20 protein-coding genes and 1 other annotated feature are annotated in these 26,746 nt (G+C 39.1%); of the genes, 5 read left to right on the forward strand and 15 right to left on the reverse strand.

The window, feature by feature from the left end:
* Position 1 precedes the first annotated feature (1 nt).
* The 6 genes from LRL21_RS15125 to LRL21_RS15150 form a co-directional block, all read right to left on the reverse strand.
* Positions 2 to 499, reverse strand: coding sequence for a hypothetical protein (locus tag LRL21_RS15125; RefSeq protein WP_240416631.1), 498 nt, complete (start codon positions 497 to 499; stop codon positions 2 to 4).
* Between the two features lie 37 nt (positions 500 to 536).
* Positions 537 to 842, reverse strand: a complete 306-nt coding sequence (locus LRL21_RS15130; protein WP_240416632.1) for a hypothetical protein — start codon at positions 840 to 842, stop codon at positions 537 to 539.
* Positions 843 to 1,356: 514 nt separating this feature from the next.
* Complete coding sequence (locus LRL21_RS15135; RefSeq protein ID WP_240416633.1) at positions 1,357 to 1,773, reverse strand: hypothetical protein; 417 nt, start codon at positions 1,771 to 1,773, stop codon at positions 1,357 to 1,359.
* 1,022 nt (positions 1,774 to 2,795) lie between these two features.
* On the reverse strand, positions 2,796 to 3,041 hold the full coding sequence (locus LRL21_RS15140; RefSeq protein ID WP_240416634.1) for a helix-turn-helix domain-containing protein: 246 nt from the start codon (positions 3,039 to 3,041) through the stop codon (positions 2,796 to 2,798).
* A complete protein-coding gene (locus tag LRL21_RS15145) occupies positions 3,034 to 3,210 on the reverse strand; it encodes a YvrJ family protein (protein ID WP_240416635.1) in 177 nt (58 codons plus the stop codon). The genes LRL21_RS15140 and LRL21_RS15145 overlap by 8 nt, the downstream gene beginning before the upstream one ends.
* Entirely contained in the window at positions 3,211 to 3,870 is a 660-nt protein-coding gene (locus LRL21_RS15150) for a sigma-70 RNA polymerase sigma factor region 4 domain-containing protein (protein WP_240416636.1), read from the reverse strand.
* Positions 3,871 to 4,862: 992 nt separating this feature from the next.
* Here LRL21_RS15150 and LRL21_RS15155 point away from each other — a divergent pair.
* From LRL21_RS15155 to LRL21_RS15165, 3 genes are all read left to right on the forward strand, one after another.
* Positions 4,863 to 5,879, forward strand: coding sequence for a hypothetical protein (locus tag LRL21_RS15155; RefSeq protein WP_240416637.1), 1,017 nt, complete (start codon positions 4,863 to 4,865; stop codon positions 5,877 to 5,879).
* A gap of 296 nt (positions 5,880 to 6,175) precedes the next feature.
* Positions 6,176 to 6,970, forward strand: coding sequence for a stalk domain-containing protein (locus LRL21_RS15160; RefSeq protein WP_240416638.1), 795 nt, complete (start codon positions 6,176 to 6,178; stop codon positions 6,968 to 6,970).
* A gap of 233 nt (positions 6,971 to 7,203) precedes the next feature.
* Positions 7,204 to 7,425: a WYL domain-containing protein gene (locus LRL21_RS15165; RefSeq protein ID WP_240416639.1), complete on the forward strand. Its 222-nt coding sequence runs from the start codon at positions 7,204 to 7,206 to the stop codon at positions 7,423 to 7,425.
* Between the two features lie 308 nt (positions 7,426 to 7,733).
* Here LRL21_RS15165 and metG read toward each other — a convergent pair whose 3' ends face one another.
* The 9 genes from metG to LRL21_RS15210 form a co-directional block, all read right to left on the reverse strand.
* Positions 7,734 to 9,374 carry a methionine--tRNA ligase gene (metG, locus tag LRL21_RS15170; protein ID WP_240416640.1) on the reverse strand — a complete coding sequence of 547 codons (1,641 nt, stop codon included), beginning with the start codon at positions 9,372 to 9,374 and terminating at the stop codon, positions 7,734 to 7,736.
* A 41-nt stretch (positions 9,375 to 9,415) separates the two neighbouring features.
* Positions 9,416 to 9,677: a binding site (T-box leader), on the reverse strand.
* A 155-nt stretch (positions 9,678 to 9,832) separates the two neighbouring features.
* Entirely contained in the window at positions 9,833 to 10,774 is a 942-nt protein-coding gene (locus LRL21_RS15175) for an LPD28 domain-containing protein (protein ID WP_240416641.1), read from the reverse strand.
* Positions 10,775 to 11,540: 766 nt separating this feature from the next.
* Positions 11,541 to 11,810: a hypothetical protein gene (locus tag LRL21_RS15180; protein WP_240416642.1), complete on the reverse strand. Its 270-nt coding sequence runs from the start codon at positions 11,808 to 11,810 to the stop codon at positions 11,541 to 11,543.
* Between the two features lie 179 nt (positions 11,811 to 11,989).
* Positions 11,990 to 12,304 carry a hypothetical protein gene (locus LRL21_RS15185; protein WP_240416643.1) on the reverse strand — a complete coding sequence of 105 codons (315 nt, stop codon included), beginning with the start codon at positions 12,302 to 12,304 and terminating at the stop codon, positions 11,990 to 11,992.
* Between the two features lie 178 nt (positions 12,305 to 12,482).
* Positions 12,483 to 13,400: a DNA-methyltransferase gene (locus tag LRL21_RS15190; RefSeq protein WP_240416644.1), complete on the reverse strand. Its 918-nt coding sequence runs from the start codon at positions 13,398 to 13,400 to the stop codon at positions 12,483 to 12,485.
* A gap of 991 nt (positions 13,401 to 14,391) precedes the next feature.
* Positions 14,392 to 14,700: a transporter gene (locus LRL21_RS46260; protein WP_338044624.1), complete on the reverse strand. Its 309-nt coding sequence runs from the start codon at positions 14,698 to 14,700 to the stop codon at positions 14,392 to 14,394.
* A 352-nt stretch (positions 14,701 to 15,052) separates the two neighbouring features.
* On the reverse strand, positions 15,053 to 21,514 hold the full coding sequence (locus LRL21_RS15200) for an S-layer homology domain-containing protein (protein WP_240416646.1): 6,462 nt from the start codon (positions 21,512 to 21,514) through the stop codon (positions 15,053 to 15,055).
* 1,028 nt (positions 21,515 to 22,542) lie between these two features.
* Positions 22,543 to 22,866, reverse strand: a complete 324-nt coding sequence (locus tag LRL21_RS15205; RefSeq protein WP_240416647.1) for a hypothetical protein — start codon at positions 22,864 to 22,866, stop codon at positions 22,543 to 22,545.
* 223 nt (positions 22,867 to 23,089) lie between these two features.
* The gene (locus LRL21_RS15210; RefSeq protein ID WP_240416648.1) at positions 23,090 to 23,764 is read right to left on the reverse strand and encodes a hypothetical protein; all 675 of its coding nucleotides are present in this window, start codon (positions 23,762 to 23,764) and stop codon (positions 23,090 to 23,092) included.
* A gap of 1,388 nt (positions 23,765 to 25,152) precedes the next feature.
* Between LRL21_RS15210 and LRL21_RS15215 the strand changes: the two genes are divergently transcribed.
* Positions 25,153 to 25,839: a MerR family transcriptional regulator gene (locus LRL21_RS15215; protein ID WP_240416649.1), complete on the forward strand. Its 687-nt coding sequence runs from the start codon at positions 25,153 to 25,155 to the stop codon at positions 25,837 to 25,839.
* Positions 25,832 to 26,263 (forward strand): toxin-antitoxin system TumE family protein, encoded by a 432-nt coding sequence (locus LRL21_RS15220; protein WP_240416650.1) that lies wholly within the window; start codon positions 25,832 to 25,834, stop codon positions 26,261 to 26,263. Before LRL21_RS15215 ends, LRL21_RS15220 begins: the two co-directional genes overlap by 8 nt.
* Positions 26,264 to 26,746: the final 483 nt, after the last annotated feature.

Consider the following 26,746-nt stretch of genomic DNA (forward strand, 5'->3'; position numbering starts at 1 on the left):
ATCAACTCCCTTGTCTATAGTATAACTCAATTAGCCCTTTGGCTTCAACAGGGGGAATAGCCAGCAATCGTTGTTTTCCATTAACGACTTCCATTCCGTAATGGTCAATGTAATATTCCATTAAACCTGTCTTTGCTTTAAGTAAAACATAACCATCGCCATTGTTTTCCATGCTAATTAGACACGCCTGCGCGAATAAAACATCTCCTGCATTTAAGAATTGTTCCATTGGTTTTCGATTAGTTGGTGCTTTTTCAGCAAGGTCAAGCTCCACATATCCTTCTCTAATTGCAATTGCAATTAAACCTTGAATGCTATTATTTCCAACAACTTGCATCTTATATGCAGTGTACTCGTGATTTTTTCGCAAGTAAACGCTCCAATCAAAACCGCGAGACCAGCCATCACTTTTCTTTAATTGTGGTAAATCCAGTCGTGTCAACAAACTGAATTTTGCAGTGTAAATTTCGCTGTTACGATGAATCAAGTTCCAACTCAAATTCGTTCCCTCCTGGGTTACCTTCTAGTTAATGTGTTCATAGCAATGATGCAACGCCTTTGCTATGATAGGCATCGAACCAAAGCCAAATAGTTTCTCTCCAAGTCCCTTTCGTGAATACTTGCCAATCGTGAGCAAGGTATAACTCCTGGGTATCATTGTCCTCTTCAAAAGGAACGTCACGTAAATCATTCCATAACTGTTCAATCTGAGAATCCAAGGTTTGACTCGTCTCGAAAATATTATTCGCTTCGTCATGTCTAGCTTCGATGTTCAGGATTTGTCCCATTTGGATTGCTACGTCGTCATCTACGATAATCCCGTTTTTGAAATGATTTTTCATTTTAATCCCGCTCCTTTTTAGATGATTAAATACATGATGCTGGATTAATTAGAACATTGGGTCGGATGCATGGCGTTTCTCCGTTTCTCATATGACATTTGGGTTGTGAGCAGACACAAAAAAAGCGTCACTCCCAATAAACGATTGCATAAGACATCATGCTAGCCAGAGGCTAAATCGTTCACTCGGAGAAGCGCTTTTATTGGAATGACTCGTAAGGCGCGTGCCGGAGTCTAATAATAAATAATAGAATATTCTCATTCTAACATAACCAATCTTTTTTGGACAAGGAGAATGGTAAAGAAATTAGCAGGGTATTTCGAACCCTGTTGTAATAATCTTTGGGTCTGACGAAACATAGATTATCGAGGATAGAGTTAAACAAAATTATCCCTTTATCCTGTTTCGTGATTATCAGGACAAAAAAGAACCTACCTTGAAGGCAGGTTCTCCAAAATGAGAAGGAGACCGAATGGTCTTCTGCACTCCTCAATTAGCTATTATCTGATCATGGCTACTCAAGACCAAGTTGTCTCTGAGTAGATTCATCTCTAATTTGAAATCTTCGTCGAAGTCCGAATAAAGTATGGATGAATATCTTTCGATCGGATTCTTCCCAATTTGGTGTCAATTGAGCAAAAGGTGTGTTTTTAAAAACCTGTTTAGCTAAAGAATTCTCTGGTAATTCATGAAAAGCTTGCTGAAAAACATCAAGCGAAAACTGGAAAATATGGGGATTTTCCCTCAATACCTTATATGCTATGTGTTCATCCGGAAATATCTGAAATAACCCCTCTAAATAGTACAATAGTAAACTGACTAAAGACTCTTCTTGACGGTTAAAGAATGGGTTTAGGATGGCATTATTATCGGTGATTTTCATCACTTTTTTTGCCAATGGATGGATCGGGTAACTATAAAATTGCTTCAAACATTCTTCTTCCTCTCACCGTTTCTCCTTCAACTTTCTATAAAACTCAGCACTCACCCATGAATTAATTTCATAGAAATCAAATAACTGTTTGCAGCATGGACAAGTTGGAAGCATCAATCCACGATTATACTCACGCACCAGTTCTCGAAAAATAGCAGAATGGGGACTCTCATTCATCCATTTTTCCTTTTCTTCATATAAAGCCTTGTGTTGATCATTGATTAGCTCGAAATGTCTTGCAAGGTATAACATAGCTTCAAAAGGATCAACATTCAGCCCACAACTGCAGGTTATTTCGCGATTAATGGGCACACCGAAAGCTGAAATCTGGAAATTATACGAAAGGCAGATTCACATGAATGTTGTCTGATGTGTGGCCCATTTCCAAAAAGGCTGCCCTCCATGACACCTACATTTCCAACTATGCTGTATATCTAGTATAACATCCCGCTAAGATTTCGAGAAATACGGGTCACCAATCACAAAAAAGTTAGTGAAGATTGACATAAAAAGTAAGCATCTGGGTTATATAGTGGTTATTACGACAACTTGCAATAATTGCATTATTGAACATTATATGATAATATAATACCGTTTTTTTTCTTTCATATACATGAGATTTGTCTCGTAAAGAGGTTGAAATCGGCAGTTTGATTAACCACCATACCACTATCATTTACTGCAGAAGTGATAGCTGTTTTTAACTATTAAAAACTCCAGTTAAACTTATCATTTTGTCCATAAATCCGAAGACAAAAAAAGAAGACTCTCCAAAAGTCTTCTTTTCTCCATTCACAGAATCATTCAGAACTTAATTGTTAGGTAAGGGTAGGTAGATACATTTTCGTAAATCTATGTTAAAACCAAGGTTAAGAGTGCTGAGGAGGAGGTCTTAATCAAAATCTATTGTTCTTCTTCCGAATCAAATTTACTATAGATGAAATTAAAGGAATATAGCCTCTTGCTAACGTTCACTTTTTCAAAAATGGGAAAGAAACTTTAATCGGTAAACTATTGAATTATTCGGACTCACTTATGTTTGCCGTAAACTGAGTAAAATCAGGGATGGATTCTAAGTCGTAAGCAAAAACTGCTCGTATGATTTTCTCCACCATTTGTTGCTGTAGGTCTAGGCGTTCTTGTGGCTTAGCACGCCAACAGGATTTTTGGATTATTGGCTGAAAGAGTTCAACAATTTCCTCCATAGCTCCCCTATCGCCTGACTTAGCTTGAACTACTAAATCGTATAAGTCTGGTTCAATCATCTTTTTGCCGCACCTCTTCCTTGATTACCCTCACTAATTCAATAATCGATGCATTTAACGTATCGATTCTCTTCTCAAAACGTGTCAGAAGATAACCTGTTAAAACGATAGGAAACCCAAAATTAGATATAGAGGATGTTACAAGACTAATAAACTGCACCTCGTCCACTCAAGTAGCCCCCTCTCTATGAACTGGCATTACTACAGATTCGTTGGGAGAGGATAAGTATTGCCTCATTTTACGCAAGGCCGATTGTCTGGTCTTAGAAATTGCTTGCTGCGAAATTTGCAGTAGATTTGCGATGTCCGTGTCCAATACGCAGCAGGAATATGCAAGTGTAATAATAAATTTCTGCCTGTCAGTTAAACTATTGAATGCAAAGAACAATGAGTCACTATCCAAAGATTGCTGGAATGCTTGTGAGTCTGTGGCAGTAATATCATCCTCGATCGTAACTGTCATACCTTGCAACATTTCCCCGAAAGTTCCTTCACCCTCCTCATTTGGAGAGTCAAATATCAAGACATTTCTTTGTTCATTCTTTATTCGATTGCGATGGTAATCTATGTCGGAAAAACGAATGAGCGAAGAAAGGTACTTTGTAAAACGGATACGGAAGAAAAATCGCCTAAATGCTACTTCGAGATGGAGCAGGTTTTCTGGTGTGGGGGTACGTAAGTATTTGGCTAACAAGCAGACATGGGATTGGTTTTCAAAGAAACCCTGAATCACAGAATTCTTGAACAATTTTTTGTTCTCTTCCATAAAAACGAAATATGCCTGCATTTCTTCATTTACTATTTTTCTCACTTCAGAATCAGATTTCATCCCAATTCCTCCTCCTATAATTATCCACTCTATATATAAAGTGTAAAAAGTAGGTGTTAATACAACCTATACAAGAACATTTGTTCGTATTTCTAAAAATAAAAATAATCGCTTTTCATGGCGATTCATTCACTTCTTATTATAGAACATATGTTCTATAAAAATATGCGACATATTTACCATATTTCTGTAAATCCATTGTTTTATTTATTGAATGCAAATAAAGACCGGAACTCCTTATCAAGGAATCCCGGTCATTTATACTGTAATCCATATGATATTAAAACTTCAAACTAAATGTCTGATTGATTATAGCTTTGACGAATAAAGTTACGGACTACCAAATGATCTCTATCCAGTTCTATCCTCCTACATCTTATCTACTGGATAACGATCCCACTAAGACTTGAATTGTTTCTAACGATAGTCTCACTCCTTATTATACCTCTACACCTCTGCATCCAACCTATTAGTCCATCCGTTTTGCTAAGAGTACCATTTTCCCACAGGTAAAGCTGGTTTTGGCTTGAAAGTGGCCAAAACCCATCGAAATGGTATCAATATCATATTTCATCCCCATGAATACCTCTACTCATCTTCTCCATCGCATCACTTACTTCGAAGCTGTACTTCAAATTAAGACCAATCTTTCTCTCCCATCCGACACTTAATTTAGTCTTTTACTACGATATGAAAACTCTAAAAGATATATCTTCGATGATGGTATCTCAATTATCCAAAACATCGTTTGCCGATGGCATTACCATTCGTTTCTACGAGTCCGTTAATTAAATCCAAGTTAATAATGTATAGAAATATTTCCCATAATTTAGTGGCCAAATAACTTTTCATGTGTGGTTGTACAATAAGGGGGCGATTTTCACCTTAATATGTGAGGAACAACGAAGCAGAAAGTTAGGTTCAGGGATGAAACTTATCTTTCTGGCATCCCCTTTAGTTCTTCCTTACAAATTTTAGAGGAGGAATTTTGTATGGCAAGTATTATTCTTAATGATTACAGTCCTGAAATTAGTTTAAATCCAACGAACGCACCAGGTACCCCTTCAGCTAGTATCGGTGGCGGCTTCCTTATGTACTCCAATAACCCGGAAAAGGTGTTTTCAGGAGATATTGCTGATAACGGTAGATGGTTAGGCAGGCAATCTGTTAGGGGTGCAGGCCAAGTGTATCTGTGGCATGTAAATGCCACCGGATCAACTATCAATTCCACTATATTAATCTACAATCCAAGTGCATCGAATTCCATTACCGTAACATCTTCAAACTATGGAACAACCAATGCAACTGGAATCAGTGATGCCTCTGCTTGGGTATCTTATCTTAACACTTCCTCATCAATTTCGACCACAATTGGACCAGGTGGCTATGGTAGCCTTCCTGCTTTAAATTTAACCGTTGCTAATGGTAGTAACTATGGCGTGGTCGCACGTCTTAACGTTACAATTGCAGGAACTGGCTCTGCAGCCGATGCTGTTCTATGGGATCTTGCTTACATTTCTAACTCTTCAGGTGCAACAGGACCTGCCTCTACAGTCGGCAGCAAACAAAATGGTTATTCAGCCACTGGCTCTTATAATTATTTGAACTTCCCAACAATGGCCCCAACTACTCTAAATGGCATTAAATATAACTTCGGTTATGTTGGTGATGATTTCACTAGCACTGATATGGTCTGGGTTTCTGGTGGCAGTCATACCGGCTATATTGAATGTTGTTATGGTTCGCAATACAATGTAACTATTCCACTCTATAATAATTCGGGTTCTACCCAAACTTTGCGAATATTTTTGGGAAGCATTGGTGGATTTGTTTTTCCAGTCGTTAATGGATATGGAGTTATCGCGAAGAAAGAATGGGTTGACGCCTGGACGTATGTTGATGTTGTTGAGACTACGCTTGGACCATATGGCAGCGAAACGATCAACTTTACACTTATGATCTCAGCTATTTCCGCTTCACCACTACACATCGGTGCAAGGGTATATTAATTCGCAATATTCCTGATTATTTAAAAAAGCTCACATTGACCCACAAAGTCACTGTGAGTTTTTTTTATGAGATAGTTTCGTGAAATTTGGGTAATAACAACCATTGATCTTTTTTTCGCTCATAAATATTGAATTATAATTGTTCACATGCATATTTCATGAGGATTACACTAAAAAACGACGGTATCAATTGGTTTAATTATTTCCAGTAATGCCCTTTTTTTAAAATTTACGCAACTATTTCGAATAAATTAAGTCTATAAGGTAGAACGGGATTTTGAAAAGGAGTGTTTAAAATGAAAAAATTTCTTACCGGTTTAGTACTGGGTATAGGATTATCATCATGTACAGTCGTTTTTGCATCTGAAACTATTCAAGCCTATTTATTTCCGAGTAAAGTAACTTTTCATATCAACGGGAAGTCAACGAATCTGGATGTGAGCGGAGAGAATCAGATAATTAATTATAATAACAAGGCCTATATTCCATTACGTTTGTTTACTGAAACTTTGGGAGCCAAAGTTGATTATCAGTCATCTTCAGCTGCGACTAATGGCAATAATCTGATTGATGTCCACATTCCACCAATTCAGGTGAGCTCGAATAATGAAGGTGCATGGACTTTCAAACAGTCATCCCATTATATAGACCCTATGATTCCTGAAGGGGTTGGGGTTTCTTTTGGAAAACCAAACATAGATTTCAGTACCAAATCGATTCAACCGCAAATACAGTTTAAGAATTCAAGAGATGTCGCGATCCAAATTGATCCAGTTAGCATTGAGTATCAAGTCACAAAAGTGAGTACCAATGGTGAAACCGTGTTATTTGATTACAAGATTCCACCCCTTGATGGTCGGATACCAGCAAGTTCTTGGTTCACTGCTAATGTTCCCCCTTGGGATTTCAAAGATGGTCAAGGTAATTTTGTTGAACCTGGAACCTATGCCCTTTCGATCAAAGTCCCATCTACGCTTGATTACAAAATCGAAGATTCAGGAGCCCCTGTTACCATATCATCTATTTCGAGGTTTAGCCGATGGGAATATGAAATCACCCAAAATATGATCGATCAATTGAAAACCAAATAAACAAGTTAAAGAAAAACGGAAACTAATGACTTATCAATTCGAACCATCTCTTAAGGGGGATGGTTCTTTGTCTTACCTTTAATCTCATTGCTCTGCTTCTGATATAAAATCTGAAGCTCTGGCAGCTTCTAACTATATTTCATAATGCAACAAAAAAGAAGCAGCAAGACTTGTCAATATATCAATTATCGCATAAAATAAGAACATATGTTCGAAATTGTGGAGGCGATAAAGTGGAAAAATATCTAAACAAGTATCTTGGAAACATCGTCGAAATTATTTATTTAGGTAAAAATAATATCATTACACAACGCTTGATAGATATTCACTCAATCCACTGTGGCGCAGTAAAGGCTTATTGTTTGAAACGTAAAGCTCTTCGGGTGTTCAGGATCGATCGTATTTTGGCAGTGCAATTGGCTTCTATAGGAACGAATTCACCCAAGGGCGCTTAACGCACAGTATTAGTTAATGACACATTTGGAGGGTTAATACTCTTTTGCAAGTTAATTTTGGTATATCGGAATAACGACCAATTGTAACCATGTAGTCAGACGATTTGTACTGAGGTAAGTTTACAACTTTATTATCCCAGTTTATCAAGAGCTAATTTATAAAAACCTATATAAATTAGCTACTTGAACTATTATACATGACCAATATGTGCTAATAACTTCATTTCGTAATCATCTAACGTTTTCTGTTAATTCGATGATCTGTGTCAAGAAAGGCCATCCCAAAGATGGCCCGTCTCTCCAGTCGACTACAATTTTTGTTTCTCCAATAAACTTGTTTCTTCTTCAATTCGACTAATATCAATACGCTCGAACAATAACTTTAGGTTTTGAATTTTTCGGTTAGCTGGAACTGAAGTCAGCCTCCAAACGGGTTGTTCAAGTGTTAGGAACTTTCTTATTTCTTCACAGGAGAAGGGAATAAATGGATGCAGTAAATTGGACAGATTCACTATAATTTGCACACATATATTCAGCGTATACCCACACGTTTCTTGGTTTTCCTTAATTTGTACCCATGGCTTTTCTTCATCAAAGTATTTGTTTGCCCGGCGAACGTAAGTAAAAATCAGTTCCACGGCTTCCTTTAGATGACCTTCTTCAATTAAGGTCCCAGACTTGAGATACAAATCCTCAATTGTTCTTTTCCATTCTTCACTAAGATTACCTTCTGGAACGCATCCCCCAAAAGACTTGTCGATAAAAGCCAATGTACGATTAACAAAATTTCCAAATGCGCCAAGCAATTCCCCATTGTGGCTATGGATGAACTCCCTCCATGAAAAATCAGTATCTCGGTTCTCAGGACCGTTTGCTATTAAAAAATAACGAATGGAATCCGGTTGGTAGCGACTCATAATATCAGGTACCCATACAGCCCAATTATTACTTGTCGAAAACTTTTTCCCTTCTAAGGTCATGTATTCACATGAGATTATTCGATCTGGCAAATGGAGATTCCTTACACCCAAGAGCAGTGCTGGCCAAACCACTGTATGGAAAGGAATATTATCTTTACCATGTACATAATAAGCGGTTATTTTCTCTTTCCCCTCCAACCAAAAGGATTCCCAGCTACCACCTGTCTCATCAGCCCACTGCTTGCTTGCCGATAAGTAGCCGCTGACAGCTTCGATCCAAACGTAGATTTTTTTATCTTCGAACCCTTCAACCGGAACATCTACACCCCAAGTTAAGTCCCGAGTTACAGCACGATCTTGAAGTCCTTCTTTTAAGTATCGTCCTGTTAACTGTACAGCATTTTCTTTCCACCCTTTAGCTTTTTTTACATACTCGTTCAATTCAGATTGGAATCGAGAGAGCGCAAGGTAATAATGCTCTGCTGGCCGCTCAATAGGGGGATTCCCACAAATTTTGCAAGTCTTGTCTGAGAGGTCTGCAGGATCTAACAATGTTGAACAAAAATCACATTGATCACCTCTGGCGCGGTTCCCACAAACTGGACAAATACCCTCAACGTATCGATCTGGTAAAAATCGTTGATCTGTTTCACAATATGTCTGCTGTATTTCTTTCTTGTACAAATATCCATTCTCCAGTAAACTCAAAAACAATTCTTTAACTACATGATGATGAAATTCTTGGTCAGTACGTGTGTACAAATCATAAGTAAACCCCAGCTGTTGAAAGCACTCGGCAAACTCCTGATGAAATCGATCTGCAATATCCCCTGGGGTGACACCCTCTTGAATGGCCTGAACTGCGACAGGTGTACCGTGGCAATCACTCCCTGATACGTACAATACCTTTTCACCCTTTAAACGAAAATAACGTGCCAGCACATCTCCTGGTAATAAACTTGCCAAACGTCCCAAATGCAATGAACCGTTCGCATAAGGCCAAGCTCCTCCAATAAAAATATTTGCCATTAAGACTCCTCCTTTTTTGACAAACAAAAAAACCCTCATCCCGAAGGGACGAGAGTTGTGCTCACGTGGTACCACCCAATTTTATTAATGCCTTGCGGCATTAACCTCTTCAGGTACGACGCGTTTGCGTTTATACCCTAGCACAGTAACGGGTGCGGGTTCCGGCGCAGCCTACAACCACATGAGGGTTCGATGCGCAGCTCAGAGACCATATTCTCAAGGTTATTCTTTACCCCTTTTCAGCAACCGGGGCTCTCTGTAAAAAGACATCACCATGGTACTCTTTCTCGTCTTAGCTTTTTTCTGAATATTCAAGTTATTGGAAATTATACTGAATATGATTTGCTAAGTCAAGGTTATTAAATGGATGACCTACTTGTGATACGTTTCAGCTGTACCAGCTGGAGCGGGTGTTCAGTAGTAACCCGCTTCAACTTGTGTCATTCTCTTACCAATGCCTATATTTTCACGGAAACCGTGATAATGGTATCGTTGTGAGCGCCCCCATGCGGCACGAGCCGGATTCGATTAATATGAAACAGCTTTTTATTGTTCATGCCTCCACTATTCCAACCAAAACTGATAGCCTTCCCTCCGACGCGGAGTACCCTCGCAATTTCTTTTTTAAGATTGGACCAATAAGACGCTTGCGTCCTGGTTCCACCTAGCGTATCAAGCCCAACCGATTCATATAGTTCTTTTATCTGTCGGGGTGAATAAGGTGGTTCGAATAAGACAACATCCACGGATTCATCGTCAAACAACTTAAGGAATTCGTATGCATCTAGATGAAAGTTCGTAGACATATTGGGATTAAGATCATTGGTCACATGGGCCCATTTACTTTGGTTTGCGAAGGGATCGATTGTAAACCCTCCCCTCAGCTCCTCTCGAAGCAGTTCCTTAACGGGACCGAGGAGATAAGGATTGGCATTGGGCATAGACCATACACGATCCATCTTCATTTCCTCTGGAACATAGAAATGGGGATCTATGCATTCCCAGATCTTCATGATCGAGTGGAAGTCCGTTGATTTGCTGATGATATTATTCGCTGACTCCTGGTAATAGAAATTAAGATCATAGAAATGAACATTTGTGACGAAATTCTCGTGTGGGACAAATATCTCCTCTCCTTCCTCATCTTCATCCAGATCGAATAAATCAATACTACCGGAACAATCTACCCCAACAAGAGGTTTGTTTGTCATTAGGGCTCCCCAATAATTCACGGAACATGCCTTTTGCTTGATGCGTGCTGGGAAGTAATCGTCATCATCCTCATGCTCCAAGTCATAATAGTAAAAACCATTCATGTGCTCCTCTCTTGTGAAGGGGGACTTCTTGACCACACACGTAATTCCCTCGAATTCAAACAGTACGTACTTGTTCTCAACCATTGTCACAACGCTCCTCACATTGTTTTTGTAATAAAATGTACATGTAGCGTGGAGGTATATCCGGACAAAGCAAAAAGGCACTTTCGCATGTGCTGATGACCCATTAGAAGGTATAATGCCACTAAGGATGAATCAACACTTTAAAGTGCATCAACATAAATGGATATGACTCTGTAGCGCATGCAATAGCCCAAGAATGAGCTGATTTCATAGGGGCCTGTAGCTTTACTCTGGAATCGATCAGTAAGAACTACTTCGAAGCAGATTGAATGTAGTCTCCATATATGGGGATGTTTTAAGCTTGGGCCTGTATTGTCGTATGCAGTCATTATATTTACATTGCCTCTATTTTAGAAATGTGGCCGGGCTTATTTCGATATACCAAAATGAGCCCGGAATAAATGATTGTAATTTTCAACGAGATAAATCCATGCCCGATGTATGAAGTTGCAATGATGGAGTCATAATGGATCCGACGAGTTCAGTTGGGGATGGTCTATACATCATCCGCTTCCTTGCGCTACACGAAATCTAAAAAAAGTAAGTGCGACATATAATCGGTTGGATTATCAAGAACAACGAATAAATCGAATTCTTTGTAATAGTGCTCATTCAATTTTGCTGAGATTGGAGGCATATTGTTCGAGCCAGCCAAACCCCATAAGAGCCATTCCGCGAAATTATCGATATTGGCTTCATGATGCTGGAGGCAATTGGTCAACATTTTTTTGTTCCTCTAGCCTGAGAGGTTCCTATGTCCGTCCATTCAATCTGGGGGGATTGGACCACTTCCTGCAATAGTTCCTTTCTGCAGAATGGCCATCCAATACATCCATCTACCCCAAAGTAACTCGCCGTAAGAAAACAGAAAAGGCAATAGCCATCCCCGCTTCGTGAATACTTCAGAGTTATTTTTGGGCATTCCATTTATTCCTGAGGAGTAGGTAGCTATGTTACTAGAAAATTGGGAAAGTTGCTCCTGGGAAAAGCGATTCAATCGATATAATTGATTCTTGTCATCATTTTTAATGGCCATAACGTCGCCTCCGAAATACCTCCCCGTCTGCACGAGGAGGTTGTTGTCCCTGTGCAGAGGGTAAAGATATTCAAGCTGCGTACCTACGATTAACTTAACTTAACTCAATCATATCTGCTCCTACAATCATTGGAATTAAAATCCACCTCTTCATGAGATTTCTGCTCCACCCTTGACTTTCAGAAGGGCAATTCATCGATATTAAAATCCACTTCTTTTTTGTTAATTTTAACACGCGAACGGTGTCTTTTTGGAATGTTACTAAGTCCGTTCATCGAGTTTACATGGTTTGCTGCGGCTATCTTTTTCACGCAATCACTACCTAATTCGCTGTATTGATACTTACCTGAATCCCACTTGCGAATACGGAAAATATGATGGATCGTATGGCCACACATCTGGCACGAACGTCCACCATGAGTAAGTTCGTAATCATACAATTCCCACTCTTTTAAATCTTCATTATTATGAAATGGTACAAGATTTCCTATCATCTAATCACCTTAATGTTTTAGGATTTCAAATGGTTCGATCGCTTTTCTCCAATAAGTTATATCAATGCGAAAATATCTCTTTGCTAAGTAGCTCTCCACGCTTAAATAGAATGATGATGGGAGCGGGCTCTTGGCTTGATTAGTATTAATCATAGACGTCCTTGCAAGGGCAATCCACCTATAATAGTAATAGGGGCAACTCTGGTACACCCAAATTGTCTCGAATTTTCTTAACATTCTCTTTTAGTATCTCAAAGAGTATAGCAATCCTGCCTTTTCTTAAAGCAGCGCGCCCAAGATTTCCACTTCCGGAGAATTGTTCAATAACAACCTCTCCAGGTTCTGTGATTGCTTCAAGGATGGCTTCATAAAGTTCGATAGGCTTTTCTGCCTGATGGATTCTTTTCTTAGATGGCTTCGTCTGGAAATCAAATTCAGTTGGCAGCATATATGCGGTACCGCTCATTTTCCCACCACGTTGTTTATCAATCCGAAGCGACCTTGCCTTCCCTTTCACAAAGAAAAGAATATCTTCTGTATTCTTTGATTTGCGGCCGGTATTTAAGATATAGTTTCCTTTTTTCCATGGAACCTTGGAATAGTAGAGTAATCCGCATTGCTCCGCCATTATTTTCAATTCATATAAGTATTTATAATTGTTTTCATTCTCTGCTGGTAGTATCTCTACCAAGAACCCCCCTGGTTTAAGCACACGTGCCTTTTCTCTAAAATCGTCTGTGTTATACCGGAATGAAGTGTTTTCATAACTTGAATCAAAATGACGATTTCTACCTGAATTTGAAACGGGATCATACCACGGATGATCCGCTACAATAGCATCTATACTATGATCATCAAATGGTGAAAGATCTCGTCCATCTCCCTCAACTACAAAAGCAGCTCCGTCATTGGATAAGAAGGTGTAAACTCCCCGAGAGACTCGCTGACAAGACTCCTTCAGTTCTCTATAAAGCCTTCCCCGGATTGTACTTTCAGGTTTTGAAGGGAAATATGAAGCGATTTCTTTGATGTTCATCGGGCGTGCATTACGTTCCATGACTTCCGCAATTCTTTTGGCTAATATAACTTTACTCATGAAGCTTCTCTCCTTATTAGATGCTTGGATGATGAAAATGAATAACAAAAGAGAAACCCAAAAACGGATTCTCTCTTATTTTTGGTGTATAAACTGCCGCTGAATTTTGCAGTCAACATTTCTTTGGCTCGTGTTTCTTAAGCAAAGTTGTTAGAGTCTGGTCCGGTTACATACAATAAACAAATGGCATTTGCAGCTGAGATGATAACACTTGGATTTTCGACCCATTCATCTTCCGTGCACATAACGATATTTTCACCTTATGATCGTAAATATCGATGGAACCCTTATTGATTTCATCGTGAGCTTTCTTCGATGAGTTTACAAAAATGACCTCCTTCTTGTCTTTTGGGTTGTGATAAAGGTACGCAAAAAAGAAACGACCCTCACAATGAATGTTCGTACATAAAGGCGTAATTTAGCCTAAGGCTGAACATTCACTCGGAGGAGCGTTTCTTTATAATGTAAGACTCATCAGGCGCTTGCCAGAGTCAACTAATCAAGTGAAAATGGAATTAATTTCATCATAACATAGATCAAAGAAATAGAGAACTGTTCCAAGAAGTGTCCTCCTGGTGAATTACGGATGCTCAGAAATCATGGTTATCCTTTTGAATTGAACCGCCTCCAGCTTCAAATCTGACTGAATATATTCAAAAAATATACCCTACACGTCGTTAAAATAGTGAGTGTTCAAAGAAAATAAAGTTGTAGACTAGTTATTGATTTAACGCGGTTTTCTAGTTGGAAAATCGTCAACTTTCGAGAAATACGATTTAGACTGATCCGAAAAAGCAACAACAGCGGACTAGAAAGCGAATATAAAGTTCTAGACTGACTGCTGTTGGCTACCATTCAACTATCGTCTCCGTTTATATGAGGATTAGTATAGTACTTCCTCAGCCGGTCGGTAATATCATGTTAACTTAAAATAGCTCCTCGAAGAATTGACTGCTTAACATTATCTCCATCACAGTCCTGGTCAGACTCCTTAAAAACAGCTGAAAGATATGATTTGCCTTGTATCCACACCGAAGAAAATCCACTGCCGACCAGTCCACCGGAATCCGGACACTGATCTACTCCCCACGAAAACTGGAACGAACCAATATTGCTCCCCATTTCTTTGCCATATATAGGTGAATCTGAATAGACAGCCTTGTATCGCACCAGGATCAACGGCAAATGTGGAAGCTTGAGCTTGCTGCGGGATAAATTGTGGAGGTGGCGAAGAAGGCGGTTGATAAGCTTGAGTCCCTTGCTGTGGTGTTGATGGTTGGAACGGAGGGAAAAACCCCATTCGTATCACTCCTTCTTAATAATAGGCTAAAATAATGTATGCTTAGAGTGCGACGTGTGTTCAAAAAGATTACGAGATGTGGAATTTCGGAACTCCGTGCCATTCTTCAACCGTTCAATCCGGACTTAGCTGTTGAAGTATTCTACCAGTGAATGCCTTGCGGTCAGTCTAACAGTTTATTTTCATAGTCTATATCTTTATTTTCACGGTCTATCACTTTAAATTCTTTTAACAGTGAGTGCTTTCAAGAAAAAAGAGACCCGCTCCAACTTAATATCTAAGATGGGAGCGGGTCATGGTTAGTCAAACTGCATCATGGATTTACTTTCTCTAGGAGGCATGAACATATATATTATTTTTTCAAATCTGACTTTACTAAGACTGTAGAAACTTCTGCTCTTGTAGCATTAGATGTAGGAGCTAACAAAATATCAGTAAGTCCGTTAACCATCTTGTACTTGACCAACGTTGCAACATGTTCTAAAGCCCAAGGAGCCACCTCAGTCACATCTTTGAAATTGGATAGTTCAATTTCAATCTCCCCTTTATCTTTGAGCACCTCTAAGTTTGTAAAACGAGCTAAGGTTCTAGATAGTATAACCATCATTTCCTGTCTAGTTATATTAGCATTAGGGTCAAATTTGGACTCTCCAATCCCCTCAACTAAATTGTTGTTATAGGCTGTTAGTACATATGGAGCGAACCAATCCGAAGAACCAACATCTGTGAAAGTAGTTGAATAATCAGACATACCTAAACACAACATTCTGATTACCATAGCAGTAAATTCTGCTCTTGTCACAGATTTATCAGGAGCAAAGGTTCCATCTTCATATCCATTAATTATTCCAGCTTTTAATAATTTTATTAAGAACTCTTCGGACCAATGGCCTTTTGTATCTGTGAAATTAATAAGTTCAGACAGTGTTGAAGGATTTAAACAACTGTCTTTGAAATCTCTGGAAACATTAGCATTGGATAAAAAATATCCTTTAGATACTGAAATATCTTTCTCATTTATGGAAGAACTCCCGCTTGTAGAGATGTTTCCGGGATTAGTATCAGAATTACTTCCGGAACCTCCACCTGCGCCTCCAGATCCTCCTCCGTAACTTCCTCCACCAGATCCTCCGCTAGACCCATTTGATCCTCCAGTAACCGGTTTGGATTCTTTAGGAACACTAACTTCTTTCTGACCAACAACAATTTCAGTACCATCGGCAGCTTTTCTAACCGCTGTGATCTTGTAGTTATGATCTTCTGCAGAATTTAGACCATCCTCACTGAACGGTAATTTACCATCAACTGCAGAGACTGTACCAAGGTCTTTCACCTCTCCAGTAACGGAGTTGTTATAGTCAACTTTATAGGTTTGTCCAGAAATCAATCGATACACCCATTCAGGATTACGATTTAAATGATACTCAAAAGCACCTTCAATTATCTCAAATGTGAAAGTAATTTTACCCATACTGTTTACTGGTTGGGTTACTGTAAGAGGAACTGGCTCTTGTGGAGTTTCTACCTCTAGAGAAGTCGGTGCACTTTCACCATATTCATTTTTGGCAACTACCGAGTAAAGGTATCTTTGTTGCGGTGCCAATGTTGGATCATGGAAGGTCGTTAATGGCCCAGTATAAGCAATAATACTTGTGTCTCTCCTAACATCATAACTCGTAGCCTTATCTACAACTGCCCATTGAAGTGATACTGCATTGGAGTAGATTCTATTTGCCTTTAGATCTGTAGGTGCAGCAGGAGGTAATCCTTTTGTTTTTACAGTCAAACTTTGGGCAACACTGTTACCATGTTGATTTCCTGCCACTAAGAGATAGGTATAGTTCGTTTCTTTAGAAAGATTAACATCATCAATAGTTAATTGACTGCCAGTATAGATTGGGGCACCATCACGTGATATCGTGTAAAAAGTTGCACCGTATACTGCATTCCAAACGAGGCTAGTGTTAGTCAATCCTACAGAAGATGCTTTAAAATCCACAACGCTAGCAGAGGGCATGTTAGGTTTCAAGTTAGGTAACACTTCAACTAATGTCTTAACTACTAGAGAAGAGTTAGCGCTAGTGGAATTTCCTATTTGTGCTGCCAATGTGTAAGAATAGGTTGTGTCTGAAGCAACCGAACTATCAGAAAATGATGTCACTAAATTTGTCGAAATGGGAACATTATTCCGTTTAAGAATATAACCAGTTGCCCCCGTAACTTCAGTCCATGTAAGATTGACTCTATTATAAGTCACTTCAGTAACCGTGAAATTCTGTGGTATTGAAACATAAGACGGTAATGTAATTACTGTTAATTCTGCTGCCGCACTTCCTTGAGATCCTTTAAATGCCGTTAATAAGTATACGTATTCTGAATTTGAAGTAAGTGATATGTCAGTAAAATTAACTGGTACCCCCGAATATACGAGCTTGTTATCTCTACGAACTTCGTACCTATCAGCCCCGGTTACCCCTGTCCAAGCCAATTTGGCTGTAGTGTCGGTAACTGTTACAATTCTGAAGTTTGTTGGCGCACTAAAGCTTATTGAAGAACCACGAGTAACTTTGAGTGTGTAGGTCTCTTCAGCACCAGATTCAGCCAGTACTTTAAATGTCAGAGTGTTTTCACCAGTGATCAAAGGAAGATTATTTGAATATTGACCGCTGTTGAATGTGGAATTACCCACTTTAAATTTACCAGCGGGATTTACGGTTCCTACCGAAATTCGGATAGCAGCCACAGAATCTGAAACCTCGGCAGAATAATTGTATACTCCAGTGGTCACAGTCTCATTTATAAATCCAGACGATAAATCAATGTACGACAAGGCCATATCAGTTGATGGAGCTAATCTTGTTACTGTAATAGTGTAAGTTTTTGAAGCATTGTTTGAAGCTTTAACAATGAGAGTAATTGTATTCGTACCCGTATTTAGATTGACATACCCTGACATAGCCCCAGAAGGAACCAGTATGTTATTAACCCGAAGAGTAGCGGTCTCATCCTCAAGGAATGCACTTACCCTCACTCTGGTTTTAGAACCCGCAACCGTTGAAGTGTAGGTTAACAAGTTAGTATCAAAAGGTTCATTCAATGTAGCATCCTCAATATCGATGCTAGATAAATTGGTGGACAGAACGATTATGTTCGAAACCACATAATTGCTTTCGAGAGACTGATTATTCATTGGGTCTGCTGATCTTGCATAAACGGTAACATTCTCGGTTATATTCAAATCTCCAGTATATGGCGACCATACGCCAGAAGTTCCAAGCTTGTATTCCTTAACTATTGCTGCAGAAGGATAGTTTATTGTCAATGTTACATTACCGGTAGTCGGTAATGTCGGGCTCGCAGTAAAAGTTGCCACCGCAGGAGCATTCTTGAAAATATTAGAGATCATTAATGTTCCGGCAACCGTCGAGTTCCCTGCAGCATTTGTAGCCCGAGTTTCTACCAAACCGTTTTGAGTTACGATAACAGGTCCATTATAAGCCAACCAAGTACCACCATCTAATCTGTACTCATTAGTTACTGATTCTGGAGGATACGTGACGGTAACCGTGATATCATTATTCGTTGGTGCTGTAGTACTCGGTACAATAATAGGTGTGGTCGGTACCGATTTGTCAATATTAGTAACATTATAAGAGGTCTCGGCCGAATAACTTCCACCAGTAGATGATCTAGCGTAAACTGTTCCGTTGTCTGTCATAACAACTGGTATAGTATAAGTGGTCCAAGTTCCAGCCGCTCCTATTCGATATTCCTTAACTGTTGCTGCAGAAGGATACGAAATGGTAACCAATACATTACCACTCGTAGGTGTGGTTTTGTCTGGAGTGAAGGTAGCTTCAGATGGAACAATATTCGATACCGTTATTTTACTAACTGTTTTATTACCTTCTGAATCTGCTGCGTAAACGGTATAAATTCCGTTTGTTGTAGCAGTGAAAGTTGAGTTCGGTAAAGAATTTCCAGCGGACGCAAAATGATTTACATCAAAATCTCCGAAATCCCATAACACAGAAGAAACTGAACTTTCAGTATCAGTCACAGTTGCTGAAATTAAAACATCATCCGTAGTTGGTGTAGTTGGGTTAGCAACTAAAGCAATGGATGGAGGGGTAGTATCAGGAACAGTTGTGGAGAATACCTGAATTGTTTCGTTACCTGCATAGTCCTTCGAAAATACTGTGTATGTCCCTGGATCCAAGTCAATTGTAGTTGAAGCTGTTGCTAAATTGACCGCTGTCGCATCGGTCATGAAGTTACTTAAAGTCTTTGTGCCTATTAAATATTTAGCTGAATGCCAAGTACTCCCACCTGTGTCAGTATTAGAAATGGTCACTGCTTTCTTTCCAGGAGTTACACTATCTATTACGGATACAGTGACTGTCGGTGGCGTTGTATCGGAAGTAGGAAGAACAACGTTATACGGAGAAACGATCATATCGTTTTGACTTCCGTTTCCTCCTCCTCCGTTATAACTTTTACCGAAGGTGTATATCTTACGATCTGATGAAATTGCCACGCAACCAGTGGAACACTCTACAGCTACGATTCCAGTTAATCCAGCAACTTGTTTTGGTGTAGAAGTATTAGGAGTAAAACTACCTGGATTCCCCCAAGACCAAACTGTACCATCACTTTTTACAGCTACAGAAATATTATCTCCAGCCGCAATATCAACATAAGTTCCAGATAACGCAGTTACGGCTGAAGGAGCTAATTTCTCTGTAGTTGTTCCATTACCCATTTGACCTTGTGGATTAGCTCCCCAAGACCACACTGACCCAGACTTAAGAGCCAGTCCATGTGATACTCCTAAGACGATTTTAGTTGCCCCATTCAAAGTTGTTATTGGAGTTACTGTTGTAACGCCACTAGCTTTATTTCCGGTACCCAATTCACCATAAGAGTTAGCTCCCCAAGCAACTACGGAATTATCTGTTTTTATAGCAATAACACTATAGGCATTAGTATCAAATTGTTTAATTCCAGTAGTTAATTGAACGGGAGTAGTTACTGTACCAGTATTAGTTAATAGTTTACCGTTACCAGTACTCCCCCATCCGAATATGGTTCCAGTCTCGTTTAAAGCAAAACCGTTCTTAACTCTAGAAATATTAGAAAGTCCAGCAATCTGGGTTGGGACTGGCACACTGGTAGGTAAGCCAGCCAGTGGACTACCAAAACCGTTTTGTCCCCAAGCCCAAACTGTTCCATCAGTCTTTACAACATAAGTAACAAAGCTACCTAACCCAACTGATTTAATATTTGTAATATCCGTTCTTTTTGATGGTAACCACTTAGCCCCAAGGGGTACTAGGGTGTTTATTCCCCATTGCCATAATCCTCCATCAGAATTAAGGAAAATTTGGTGTGAATCTCCCCCAGCATACTGTCCTTGCATCATTGCTGTGTTAACAGTTCCGGCAGCAGGAGGTGCAGCCGCTCCTCTAGTGATGCTCACGGTATAAGTCTTTGTGCCCCCAACCTCCGAAGTAATCACAATAGGAATTGAATTTAAGCCTTCAGCCAGAGATATATTTTGTCCTTGACCACTATTTGAAGCTATGCCATTTATGGTCATGGTAGAAGAAAGGTCAGACAACACCGCAGATAATGTAGTAGAATTCACATCATTGGCAACAGAAGCGCTATAATTTAAAATCCCACTAGAAAAACCTGGTGATAGAGAAATACCAGAACTGGTTATACCTGTGAGATTATTATCTGTAGAAGTACCTAATGAAACCGTTTTTCTATAGAACGCCCCACCTTTTATTACAGATACCTTTTTAACGTCGGGGTAATATTTGTAAACTGCATCAACATCTGAATCCAAAATTGCTGTGGTCCCGTTAATTCTGTTAAATACTTTCAAATCTACTGGACCAGAACCGGAATTCTGAAAGTTAGAGAAAACTATATTTTTACCATCTGGACTCATACCTACGGGCTTAGCATTTTTACCTATAACCCCATAAGCTGTACCTTTTGTTTGAGTAGAAACATTATAATACTTCACAGCTTGTAAGGATGAAGTAACCTCATACCCAGAAATTATATTTCCATCATCTGAAATGGAATCTGGAACAAAAAAGTTTGGATAAGTTGCCCCATTAATGTTGGCTGTAGGAATAGTAATGTCTGTTCCAGTTACGGTATCAATTACTCCATAGCTGAAAGTTGTTTGTGCACTTGTAAACACATAGACATAGTACCTTCTATTGGCTGACATTGCACTCTCAGTTAACACCATACCAGGCGGTCTCATCACATTAAAAGGAGTGATTACATTTTCAGCTATTTCATACTTAACTAACCCATATTCTCCATGTGATATATACATAATATTATTATCCGTGGTCGAAGGCCACATCTTAACCCCTGACATATATAAACTTGAGAAAATAGTTTTTTCTGTATTAGTAACTAAATCTTTTCGATATAATGTCGTTCCATTTTCATAATAAAAAGCATACCTATTGTCTCTAGAAAGAACAGCACCATAATTCCATCTACTTGTGTTTTTATTACTAAGATTTGTGGTCGTATTAGTCACTAAATCCCTCATGTATACTTCTGTAGGATTATTCCCCGAGCGAGGCGTTGAGGCTGTATACAATATCTTAGTTAAATCTGAGTTAGCGTGTATATCTGAAATATAATAATTCACTTCATCAAAAGTGTAGGCCAATTCTCCTGCCCCTACAGCTGCCTTTACTGGATTACCATCTAAAAAAGGAGCTCCAGACAAAATAATAGATAAGATTAATAATAGCTTTGTTATCTTGCTAAACATTTCAATACCTCCGTTTAGTTAATGCGGTGGGATTCTCCATATCATCATGCAGGTACTTCAAATTCTCTTTTCGTAATTACCGAAACATAGAAATCATTTCTTTACGTTACTGCAGCATAAACCGATGTTGATGTTCAGATTATCTCTGGTAAGATGTTAGAATTCCATTAATTGGCTCCTCTCAGTCTCTTGATTTTGTTGTTGTAATAGGAGTATTACTGGCATATTTTGATTTGTTTTTAGTCCCGCACGCATCAAAATCATAAAGATAGATGTTAGCCAATGTCGTCGCATCAAACAATAGGTTTCACCTCCCATTTATGGTTTGAATTTGTTGAAGTTAACCTATTCCATTACGTGAACACATTCCGTACCGACAGACGGACAGACAGATGGATTGTATTAAGGATTGTTCGATCCAGAGCGAGGATTTTCCTCACCCATCTCAACATCGTTAATTACCCACTAACCAAAGACTTTCTCACTTATTGAGGCCTATTGCCTGCAACCCTTGCGGCTCATTCCCCGCTCGTCACCCTACAAGCTGAGCATTCAAAAAGAGACCTTCCGTTATGGTCGGACCCATGCAAAGGTATGGTGCTTATTGAGGATTACTATATAGACATCATTTATCGACCAGATCCGATTACCCTACACGCTTCTCTTCTTTTTGGTAACCTCCTAAAAAAAGTAGTTAATACTAGTAAGCATATCATGGGGGATTTACATTCGAGAAACAGGTCACTTCAAGGACATATATCGTCTTACACATGAAAGTATCTGTTCATCCATCAAATTTATGGTTCTTTGATCCACTCAAGCGACTATGAGTTGCTTTTGAGCAGTGTAGGGCATAACTGAACCGGAAATTGAAAAACCACCAGTATATACTGGTGGAATGTTTAAATTGTGTGTAATTACGATGATTGCTAGAGTAATCCTTTCAAACAACACGGGCAGCATCTGCCTTAAGTTTCGCTTCCTGATAGATAACTTTACTCTCTCATTTTTTATTAATTTCATTTTGATTAATTTTCGTCGGGTAGAAGAAGTGTTATTACATAGTGAGTGTCACAGTCATCAATGATCGACCTAATAGCCTTTTTACAACCAAATGAATTGATTTCAGTGGCAATGGTTTCGATCCCGTTACCAATCAGAATATTAATGCCAATAGGTTTGAACGTGATACTGTAGATAGTTCCACTGGTTTTGATAAAAGACTCCATGCTCTTCTGCAGCAGCCAATATTCGAATAAGGGGGATAATTCTAACGAATGAACTCCTGAGGTCTTTGTTGCATAAATGGGTTTCATAATTCCATGCTCTTGTGCTCTTTCATTGTGTTTCATCTTACATTTTTACCTCCTTGTCCAAAGGACCTGTGATTAACGCTTTGAAGCGGATTTGATTTGTACTAAGACGTAATAAAACACCTTAACGACAAAGAACTACTCTCGTTAACGTGTACTCAAAATAGATACAATATCTCTGACCGAAGCAGGAGCGGGGCGTTTATCGCCAAATCAGCTCTATCTTCCTTCAAGTAATCAAATTTTAAAAAAGGCGTGCTTATTAAAGTTCCAACATATTAGTTTCGTTAAGCTCGTGAGTGTGCATAGCTTGAGTTGGATTTAGTGGTTTTCCTATAATCAATACGAGCATCTCAGTGTATTGGACACGATCACCCTCTGGAGTTATGATATTGATTTTCTCAATTGGATAGCCAGCGTCTTCAAGAGCAAACAGTTCATTTTTGAGAGCACTCATAGTTGGCACACAAAACCACTCATGAACTTGAAGAGGATTGATGCAGAACACGTTATAGTAACCATCAGACTGTACTTGAACCTTATCTCGATTCAATAGCATTTCAACTACGTTACTCGGTATCACTTCCACAATGGGGTTCTTCGAAATAAAAGCAAACCATTCAATTAGAACATCAAGTGACGGAAATTCGGGGTCGCATAATGTCCATCCAGCTTGATCGATGTTAATAAAACCATATGTAGGCTCCAGGCATCCACCTTCAATTGATGTTGTGGACTTAACAACAATTTGGTATCGGCAATTTTCAGCATCAACAATGATGGCACCCGCTCCGGATGATTCCTTCCAAGTATGTATTTTTTCCTCTGTGAGGAGTAAGTCTTCTGGTGACTGATAGAATGAGTACTCATCACTCGCTACATCCATTGCTAACAATGTTTGGTTCCATTCGCTGATTTGTTTCGTTAGTTGATTCATTCAAAATCGCTCCTTTGTTATGGGAAATGTGGGTTGTGATAGATATAAGGCGCAAAACAAAAACACACCTTAACAACAACGAACCATTCGCCCGCTACATCATAGGCATGCTGCTATCAAGCAGATTGGTTCACTCTCGTTAAAGTGTATTCGCACATTGCAATATCCCATAAGCGCTTGCTAGGGACAAGGATGAAAGATCATATATATCAATAATCTTAGCATTCCTGTATGAAAATGAAAAGGAGCGGGTAAATATCTTCAGATTCATGGTAATAAATTACTTTTCATAATGGATGCAACAAGTATGTTCTCATGCCAAGGGTAGTTTCTTTGTTGCTCGACTATATCGATGATGTCGAACCCATTTCGAGAATCGGAATTAACCCTGACAAGAATGTATAAGAATGTATTTGTTGAGTTGTTTACATCAAGAATCAAATCATGGAACTTACGGTCCAGAGATTCTCTAAGAACGCTAATGATAAATAATTCACCCGTATTATAAAAGTGCTCAGTACTTTTATATTCATTAGGCAAATAATAGCCTGACGAAACGTGTCCATAATGATTGCCACTCTCATCTGTTTTAGGATGCTTTACGACAGAAATCACTCTCTGTACATAAGATGGGTTAAAATTATCCGACCACTTTATGTTTGTTTTGGAAAAAGGTTCGTACGAAAAAGTCTTATTTCTCCAGAAGATCGACCTTAGGATTCTTGTAATCATTGCACCAAGCACCTCTCGCGTTAAATATAAATCATGGTAGAAACTTGCAACCCTCCATCTTATGCCACTTAATGTTGAAATAACGTTAGGAAAAATGTTTTTGCAACAATCGCACCGATGATCTTTTAAGTTTAGCAGAGTCCGCACATTTAGAAATCGCTCATCCGAAGCATCACTCTCAATGAAAATCTTCACGAACTTTCACAATATGATTGAGTTGAACGAATATTAGCCCGAGTACTAAGCCGATAAGGGTTTCAGTTGATGTGAGATTCAAAATTGTGGAAGCTATTAGTAGCAATATCGAAGTCAGTATCAATCGTCGAATATGTTTCATTTTTCCTTCCTTTCCTCCGGATGCCTACTTCCTATTCCTTGGAATTGTAGTTCATAGGAAGTTCTCTCTAATTCGTTGTTCCTAGTTTATCATTGCGGTTTGAAGTTCGAGAAACACTAAAATGAATGCGATATCATCACTTGAATTTCCAATAGGTAGGATCTGGTGAGAAATGGTAAGTGTCGAGGTACATGAATAAAATAGTGAAAATTGGTAATAATAATTTTAAGTTTAGCTTTTACTTGATACATATATATTTAAGTTTGTCTTTAAGTTTATAGGAAATATGATATAATGGAGGTAAAGGAAGGTGTATTATATGTTGGATTTGGTAGAACAACGCATGGCTAGTACTTTACCTGCTGTTGCCACAAAAAGCGTTATTGAAGGATTAAAAGAAAAAGATAGCATGGTGCAAATGAGATTGTTCGTTAAAGTATTGAGTAATTTCTTACAACAACCAACGCCTTATGTGTCGACTGATCTGGACGCTATAATGGAAAAAAGCGAGATCACCGCAGATGAGCTCCAAGAACAGGTTATGGCGTTATTTAATCATATGGTCAGCGCCGGTTCGAATACAACAAAATCTGTCACCCGCTATACGACAGGTCAACTGGCAGCCTTCTTTGGTGTTACAGTTGTAACAATCAATAACTGGTTAAAAGTTGGTAAGATCATTGGGGCACACAAGACTGGAGCTAATAAGCAATATCGAATTCCAGAAACCGCGATCTATAAAAGCATGAGTGGGGAAAGTATTCCGATATCCGAGATCGTAAAGTTGTACGAAGAAGAGAAACGTCGGACAAGCCTACGTTCGATGACGCCGACACAAGAGCAAAAAGAGCTGTTGGATGCTGTAGTATTCTTCGAAAACAAATATGGCGGTGTCTATGAGAAAACACTTGGGCATCGAGATCGAAAAGCGTTAACGTCATTAGAAAAAAGGGATGCAAATGAGTGGGAATATCTACTACGTTGCATCAATGGTGAACATGAGTAAACGTCGCCCGTCAACGAATTTCACTATCTTAGAGCGTGAATTCAATTCAATAATCATCGAAATTCGTGACTACGATTCAACAGGTCAAAAAAGCTCGATGTCCTTTCAGAGGAAAACAATTCTCCTAAATAATGACACACGCGTATATGTGACCGAACGGGTTGTGAACGCAGAAATACTATTTTATCAGTATGATTGGTATACGAACTCGGGAGAAGAACTTCTGAAATTCCATTCTGAGGAACACAAGGATAAACGTTATAAAACCGCAACAGGAGATCACCATATCCATCCCTCATCCACGATTAAGCTACTGAACGTTGATCGTCTACCCAATTATCTGCATCAGGATTTACGTGCTATTATGGAATTCATTTTGCTACATACTTTGGCCAATGCCGCAAAAGAAAAAAACAAAAAGTGAGCTAACGTATCGATTAAAGGTTCAACTCGAACTCCCAAGCGGAGAAAAATCTTGTTGTACCCTGCTCAACCAGTGTAAGATTCGGTCTATATTCCACCATAAAGAAGCGGGAGTAAGATGAACCGCTTCTTTTGTCTATCCTATGTGCCTCTAAAAATGCATCTTTAGTATCCCAACCAAAAAGGCCGAAATTGGAACCTTGGTCGATACAAGAATCGGAAGATGAAAGATTTTGTTGTGAGATTTTTGTTGAAAACGGCTGAGACCGTTAACCACTTCCTCTATCGTCATGACCCGATTTATAGGTCCTCCCCACCTTTTAAAGTAGAAGGATACGCCTTGGGGTTGGCGTTGTTCTTCGAGTTCGTATCCCCAATCTTTATATCGGTCCCTCTTTCAGCAGCCTTCATTGTCGCATTCGTTCACAGGGTGGCCAACTTGAAGGGGTTACATTTGATTTTGGGTTTGCTCCCCACAGTTACC

It is taken from the genome of Paenibacillus periandrae (assembly GCF_022458865.1).
In the GTDB taxonomy this organism is placed as follows: Bacteria; Bacillota; Bacilli; order Paenibacillales; family NBRC-103111; genus Paenibacillus_S; species Paenibacillus_S periandrae.